This is a genomic window from Streptomyces sp. SID11385, from assembly GCF_010548245.1.
GTDB lineage: Bacteria > Actinomycetota > Actinomycetes > Streptomycetales > Streptomycetaceae > Streptomyces.
Window position 1 is genome coordinate 1 of the sequence record NZ_JAAGLR010000507.1, and the last position, 6,780, is coordinate 6,780.

The 6,780-nt window shown below is 74.4% G+C and carries 7 protein-coding genes; 5 read left to right on the top strand and 2 right to left on the bottom strand.

The window, feature by feature from the left end; translation table 11 throughout:
- On the bottom strand, positions 1–212 hold a 212-nt coding region (locus G3I42_RS15740), incomplete at its 3' end, for a gamma-glutamyl-gamma-aminobutyrate hydrolase family protein (protein ID WP_164286461.1).
- 89 nt (positions 213–301) lie between these two features.
- Positions 302–1,036, bottom strand: a complete 735-nt coding sequence (locus G3I42_RS15745) for a GntR family transcriptional regulator (RefSeq protein WP_164286463.1) — start codon at positions 1,034–1,036, stop codon at positions 302–304.
- A gap of 71 nt (positions 1,037–1,107) precedes the next feature.
- Here G3I42_RS15745 and G3I42_RS15750 point away from each other — a divergent pair, with 71 nt between their 5' ends.
- From G3I42_RS15750 to G3I42_RS15770, 5 genes are all read left to right on the top strand, one after another.
- Positions 1,108–2,487, top strand: a complete 1,380-nt coding sequence (locus G3I42_RS15750; protein WP_164286465.1) for a glutamine synthetase family protein — start codon at positions 1,108–1,110, stop codon at positions 2,485–2,487.
- Positions 2,488–2,630: 143 nt separating this feature from the next.
- Complete coding sequence (locus G3I42_RS15755; RefSeq protein WP_164286467.1) at positions 2,631–4,004, top strand: aldehyde dehydrogenase family protein; 1,374 nt, start codon at positions 2,631–2,633, stop codon at positions 4,002–4,004.
- An 8-nt stretch (positions 4,005–4,012) separates the two neighbouring features.
- Positions 4,013–4,843 carry a 3-oxoacyl-ACP reductase gene (locus tag G3I42_RS15760; protein ID WP_164286469.1) on the top strand — a complete coding sequence of 277 codons (831 nt, stop codon included), beginning with the start codon at positions 4,013–4,015 and terminating at the stop codon, positions 4,841–4,843.
- A gap of 118 nt (positions 4,844–4,961) precedes the next feature.
- Entirely contained in the window at positions 4,962–6,263 is a 1,302-nt protein-coding gene (locus tag G3I42_RS15765; RefSeq protein ID WP_164286471.1) for a haloacid dehalogenase-like hydrolase, read from the top strand.
- Positions 6,264–6,412: 149 nt separating this feature from the next.
- The coding region (locus G3I42_RS15770; RefSeq protein WP_239096478.1) for a DUF2510 domain-containing protein at positions 6,413–6,780 on the top strand (368 nt) is incomplete at its 3' end.

Here is a 6,780-nt window from a genome sequence, read left to right on the forward strand (position 1 = left end):
ACGAGCCCGTCGAGCCGCGCGACGAGCCCCGCCGCGCGCGCGGGCGCGTCCGGCGGCAGCAGCACCGCGGTGCCGCCCGCCTTCCGTACGAGCGCGGGGTACTGCGCGGGCAGCAGCGCGGCGGGGAGCGTCCATTCGCCCCAGCGGGCCTCCGCCTCCCAGTACGTGCTGATCCCGATGACGGGCTCCGCGTCCCACGCCGCCTCGGACACCCCGGACCACCTTTCCCTCGCCCGTCGCGCTTCAAAGGTACGGTCCCATACCTTTGTGTCGCGCGGGTTTCCCGCGGCAGGGGCCGCGCTCAGGACAGGAAGCCCCGCAGCAGCGCCGCCGTGCCCGCGCAGTGCTCCCGCATCCGCTCGCGCGCCCCGTCCGCGTCGCCCGCGAGGACGGCCCGGGCGAGCGCGGAGTGCTGCGCCTGGGAGTGCTCCAGGCTCCGGACGAGGAGCGGGATGCGGTCGAGGAGGTCGTTGACGGCCGCGCGCACCGAGGCGTACGAGGCGGCGAGCGAGGCGGACCCGGTGTGCTCGGCGAGGCCGAGGTGGAGCAGCGTGTCCTCGCGCCGGTAGGCCGCGACGGGCGCGAGCGGGGCGTCGTCGAGCGCGGTCAGGCGCGCCGAGAGCCACGCCCGCAGCGCGGGCCCGTGCACGGGGTCGACGGCCCGCCGCGCGCACAGCTCGGCGGCCCCCGTCTCCAGGACCTCGCGGTGCGCGAGCACGTCCTCCAGGTCCACCCCGACGCGCCGGGCGGCGCGCGCCCCGGCCCGTACGAAAGTGCCCCCGTACCGCCCCCGCCGGGACTCGACCAGGCCCTCGGCGTGCAGTACGGAGACGACCTCCCGCAGCGTCGCCCGGCTCACCGCCAGCCGTTCCGCCAACTCCCGCTCGGGCGGCAGTCGTTCACCCGGTGCAACGAGGCCGAGGCGCAGCACCTGGAGCACCTGTTCCAGGGCCTCCTCGAAACCGTTCCCGCCCCGTACGGGGCGCAGGACCCGGCCGAGGCCGCCGTCCCGCTCGTCTTCCGTCCAGCCGGACACGGCCCCGCCCTCTTCCGTCCAAAGGTCCCGCGCCCTACCTTAAGGTTCCCGGCTCACCCAAGGAGACCTCCGTGGCGGACCGCACAGCCCCTGCCCGTACCGCTCCGCTCAGCGTCGAGGCGCTGACCGCGCAGGTGAGGACGGGCGAGGTGGACACGGTCGTGCTCGCCTTCCCCGACATGCAGGGCCGCCTCCAGGGCAAGCGCTTCGCCGCCCCGTTCTTCCTCGACGAGGTGCTGCCGCACGGCACCGAGGGCTGCGACTACCTCCTCGCCGTCGACGTCGAGATGAACACCGTGGACGGTTACGCGAGTTCGTCGTGGGAGCGCGGATACGGCGATTTCGCGCTCACCCCGGACCTCGCGACGCTGCGCCGCGTCCCCTGGCACCCCGGCACCGCGCTCCTCCTCGGCGACCTCGCCACGACCGACGGCTCCCCCGTCACCGTCGCCCCGCGCCAGATCCTGCGCCGTCAGCTCGACCGCCTCGCCGGGCGCGGGCTCACCGCGCGGGCCGGGACCGAGCTGGAGTTCCTCGTCTTCAACGACACGTACGAACAGGCCTGGGACCGGGGCTACCGCGGGCTGACCCCGGCGAACCAGTACAACATCGACTACTCGGTGCTCGGCACGGGCCGGATCGAGCCGCTGCTGCGCCGCATCCGCAACGAGATGGCGGGCGCCGGGCTCACCGTCGAGTCGGCGAAGGGCGAGTGCAATCCCGGTCAGCACGAGATCGTCTTCCGCTACGACGAAGCACTCACGACGTGCGACCAGCACGTGCTGTACAAGACCGGGGCCAAGGAGATCGCCGCCCAGGAGGGGCACGCGCTGACCTTCATGGCGAAGTTCAACGAGCGCGAGGGCAACTCCTGCCACATCCACCTCTCCCTCGCGGGCGCCGACGGCGCTTCAGCGATGCCCGGCGAGGGCCCACTCGGCATGTCGCCGCTCATGCGGCACTTCCTCGCGGGGCAGCTCGCGGCGCTGCGCGAGTTCACCCTTCTGTACGCGCCCACCATCAACGCCTACAAGCGCTTCCGCCCCGGCTCCTTCGCGCCCACCGCCGTCGCCTGGGGCCCCGACAACCGCACGTGCGCCTTCCGCGTCGTCGGCCACGGGCAGGGTCTGCGCTTCGAGAACCGGCTGCCCGGCGGCGACGTCAACCCGTACCTCGCCGTCGCGGCGATGATCGGCGCGGGGCTGTACGGCGTCGAGCGGGAACTGGAACTCCCCGAGCCCTGCGCGGGCAACGCCTACGAGGCCGACTATCCGCACGTCCCCACGACGCTCCACGAGGCCGCCGCGCTGTGGCGGGACAGCGCCCTCGCCCGCGAGGTCTTCGGCGAGGAGGTCGTCGCCCACTACGCCAACATGGCGCGCGTCGAACTCGACGCCTTCGACGCCGCCGTCACCGACTGGGAACTGCGCCGCTCCTTCGAACGGCTCTGAGCGGTACGCCGGTACGCCGGTACGCCGGTACGCCGGTACGGGCCCGGGCGACCCGCCCCTCCCAGGCCCGCGCCGCCTCGCCCCCGTACCGCCTGCCCCGTCCCCGTCCCCCCGCACCCCGCCGAGCCCGCGAGGACCCCGCCATGCCAGACGCCCCCACCCCTCTCCCCGTCCTCAACCCCGCCACCGAGGAACTCCTCGCCACCGTCCACGCCGCCACCCCCGAGGAGGTCGACCGCGCCGTCCACCGGGCGAGTGCCGCGCAGCGGCGCTGGGCCGCGCTCGCCCCCGCGGACCGCGCCCGCCTGCTGCGCCGCTTCGCCGCCGTCGTGGACGCGCACGTCGAGGAGCTGGCCCGCCTGGAGGTCGCCGAGGCCGGGCACACCCTCGGCAACGCGCGCTGGGAGGCGGGCAACGTGCGCGACCTCCTGGAGTACGCCGCCGGGGGAGTGGAACGGCTGACGGGACGGCAGATCCCCGTCGCGGGCGGCATCGACGTGACGTTCCTCGAACCCCTCGGCGTCGTCGCCGTCATCGCCCCCTGGAACTTCCCGCTGCCCATCGCGGGCTGGGGCAGCGCCCCCGCGCTCGCCGCCGGGAACGCCGTGATCCTCAAGCCCGCCGAGACCACCCCGCTCACCGCCCTGCGCCTCGCCGAACTCGCCCTGGAGGCCGGACTGCCCGACGACCTCTTCCAGGTCCTGCCCGGCACCGGGCCGGGCGCGGGCGAGGACCTCGTGCGGCACCCGGGCGTGCGCAAGGTCGTCTTCACCGGCTCGGCCCGGACCGGCAAACGCGTCATGGCGCTCTGCGCGGAGCAGGTCAAGCCCGTGACGCTCGAACTCGGCGGCAAGAGCCCCAACCTCGTCTTCGCCGACGCCGACCTCGAAGCCGCCGCCTCCGCCGCCCCCATGTCCTTCCTCGACAACGCCGGCCAGGACTGCTGCGCCCGCACCCGCGTCCTCGTCGAACGGCCCGTCTACGAGGACTTCCTCGCCCTCGTCGAACCGGCCCTGCGCGCCGTCGTCGTCGGCGACCCGGCCGACCCCACGACGCAGATGGGCCCGCTCATCTCGGCGCGGCAGCGCGAGCGCGTCGAGGCGTACGTCGGCCCCGACCTCGACGTCGTCCGCGGCGGCGCACCCACGGGACCGGGCTTCTGGTACCCGCCGACGCTCGTGCTCGGCGCGCGCCCGGAGGACCCCGTGGCGGTCGAGGAGGTCTTCGGGCCCGTCGCCGTCGTGCTGCCCTTCGACGGCGAGGAGGAGGGCGTACGGCTCGCGAACGCGACCCCGTACGGGCTCTCGGGCTCCGTGTGGACCCGCGACGGGGCCCGCGCGCTGCGCGTCGCGCGCGGCATCGCGGCCGGCAACCTCTCCGTCAACTCCCACAGCAGCGTCCGCTACCACACCCCCTTCGGCGGCTACGGCGAATCCGGCCTCGGGCGGGAACTGGGCCCCGACGCGCTCGCCGCCTTCACCGAGACCAAGAACGTCTTCATCAGCACGGAAGGCTGAGGACCACCATGAGCGAACAGCGGGACACGCCCCCCGGCGCGGACACGCCGCCCCCCGTCACGGACACCCCCGTCTGCCGCCGCCTCGTCGGCCGCACCGCCGTCGTCACGGGCGCGGGCAGCGGCATCGGCCTCGCGACCGCGCGCAGGCTCGCCTCCGAGGGCGCCCACGTCGTGTGCGCGGACCTCGACGAGGAGAGCGGCAAGGCGGTCGCCGAAGAGGTCGGCGGGCTCTTCCGCCGGACCGACGTCACCGTCCCCGAGGACGTCACCGCCCTCTTCAAGACGGCCTTCGACACGTACGGCAGCGTCGACGTCTCCTTCCACAACGCGGGCATCTCACCCCCCGAGGACGACTCCATCCTCACCACCGGACTCGACGCCTGGCGCCGCGTCCAGGAGGTCAACCTCACCTCCGTCTACCTGTGCTGCCAGGCCGTCCTGCCCTACATGCGCCAGCAGCGGCGCGGCTCCATCATCAACACCGCCTCCTTCGTCGCCCGCATGGGCGCCGCGACGAGCCAGATCTCCTACACCGCGTCCAAGGGCGGCGTCCTCGCCCTGTCGCGCGAACTCGGCGTGCAGTTCGCCCGCGAGGGCATCCGCGTCAACGCCCTGTGCCCCGGCCCCGTCAACACCCCGCTGCTGCGCGAACTGTTCGCCAAGGACCCCGAGCGCGCCGCGCGCCGCCTCGTGCACATCCCCGTCGGCCGCTTCGCCGAGGCCACCGAGATCGCCGCCGCCGTCGCCTTCCTCGCGAGCGACGACTCCTCCTTCGTCAACGCCGCCGACTTCCTCGTGGACGGCGGAATCTCCGGCGCGTACGTAACTCCCCTGTGAACCAGGGATGTACGGTGCATGACATCCGGGGCCGCCACCCTCCCGCGACCCGTGTCCCGGTCCGCGGGACGGCGGCGACCCCGCGCTCCGCCCTGCCGTCGGACAGATCGGACCCCCCATGCGCCGCACCACCCCCCTGCTCGCCTCGCTCGGCCTCGCCGCCGCCGCACTGCTCGCCACCTCCGTGCCCGCCGAGGCCCAATCCCCCGCCCCCCGCGCGGACTGCCCCCAGCTGAGCACCAAGCTCCCCTGGTACGGGCACAACAGGGCCGCCCTCCAGCGCGTCGTCGACGAGCGCGGCACGTGCTCCCACCCGGCCCTCGCCAGCGAGCACTACGGAGGACAGCGCCCCGTCGCCGCCTTCGACTGGGACAACACGATCTCCAAGAACGACATCACGGACGCGACGATCGCCTGGTCCCTGCGGCACGACAAGATCCTGCGCCCGCGCGACTGGAAGGACACGAGCGCCTGGCTCACCGACGAGGCCGCCGCCGCGCTCACCGAGGCCTGCGGCACCGACGTCCCCACCGGAGCCCCGCTGCCCACCTCGGAGCGGACCGCCTGCGCCGACGAGATCTTCGAGATCCGCAGCGCCGCCCGCACCATGAGCGGCGCCGAAGCCTTCGCGGGCACCTGGAACCACCGCCGCACCGTCCCCGAGTACGCCTGGGTCCCCCAGCTCTTCGCCGGGCACACCCCCGCCGAACTCACCGACTACACGCGCCGCGCCCGCGCCGAGGCCCTCGCCGCGCCCGTCGGCGCCACCCAGCGCGTCGGCACCCACACCATCGCGGGCTACGTGCGCTACTACGCGCAGCAGCGCGACCTCGTCCACACCCTCCAGCGCGCCGGCTTCGACGTCTACATCGTCTCGGCCGGCTCCGAACCGGTCACCGAGGTGTGGTCGGCGGGCATCGGCATCGACAAGAAGCACACCATCGCCATCCGCAGCCTCCTCGACCGGCGCGGCCGCATCACGACGGTCAACGAGGGCTGCGGCGGCGAACCCGCCTCCCGGGGCGCCGACATCCCCTACATCGACGGCAAGCGCTGCTGGATCAACCAGGAGATCTTCGGCGTGAAGGGCCCGCGCGCCTGGCAGCGGCAGGACTTCGCCCACCGCATCGCGATCGGCGGCGGCGACGCGGACACCGACGTCACCTTCGTCGGCGACGCGACCGGCGCGCACCTCGTGCTCAACCGCAACAAGAACGAGATCATGTGCCGCGCCTACGACAACGAGGACGGCCGCTGGCTCGTCAACCCGATGTTCATCGAGCCACTGCCCCGCAAGAAGGACGCCTACCCCTGCGCGACGACCGCGCGCACCGAGGAGGACGGCAGCCAGGGACCCGCGCGCCGCGACGACGGCTCCGTCATCCCGGACCAGCGGGACAGCGCTTTCGGCGGGGCCTGACGGGGAGCGGCCCCGCGCGGCGGGAGGCCCCGTGCCGCACGCGGGGGAGGGGCGCGTGGCCGGTCCGCGCGCTCCTGTCCGCCGGAACGGGCGCGGCGACCGGGTGAGTTCACCCGGCCGAACGGGCGAAACGTCCTAAAGTTGCCGCCATGGAGACGCCCCCCGCCCGGCCGGGCTGGTACCCCGACCCCCACGGCACCCACGGCGAACGCTGGTGGGACGGCGCCACATGGACCCCCGAGGTCCGCGCGCCCGGCTCCTCCTGGTACGTCTCCGGGGAGCGCGGCAGGCCCCCGGGCCGCGCGACGCTCCTCGCCCTCCTGCTCGGCGGCGTCGCCCTCCTCGCGGGGCTCGTCGTCGGCATCGCCGCGCTCAGCACCCGCGACGACCCCCTCGTCCGCGTCACCGACTCGGCGGACGGCGAGCGGGGGAGCACGGCGGGCGCCGAGGGAGGGAGCACGACGGGCGCCGACGGGGGGAGCGCGACGGGCGGTACGGGCGCGACGCTGCACGGCGT

Coding starts and splice junctions, on each gene's coding strand:
- G3I42_RS15760 (WP_164286469.1), top strand. CDS start 4,013: ATGAGCGAACAGCGGGACACGCCCCCCGGCGCGGACACGCCGCCCCCC.
- G3I42_RS15755 (WP_164286467.1), top strand. CDS start 2,631: ATGCCAGACGCCCCCACCCCTCTCCCCGTCCTCAACCCCGCCACCGAG.
- G3I42_RS15765 (WP_164286471.1), top strand. CDS start 4,962: ATGCGCCGCACCACCCCCCTGCTCGCCTCGCTCGGCCTCGCCGCCGCC.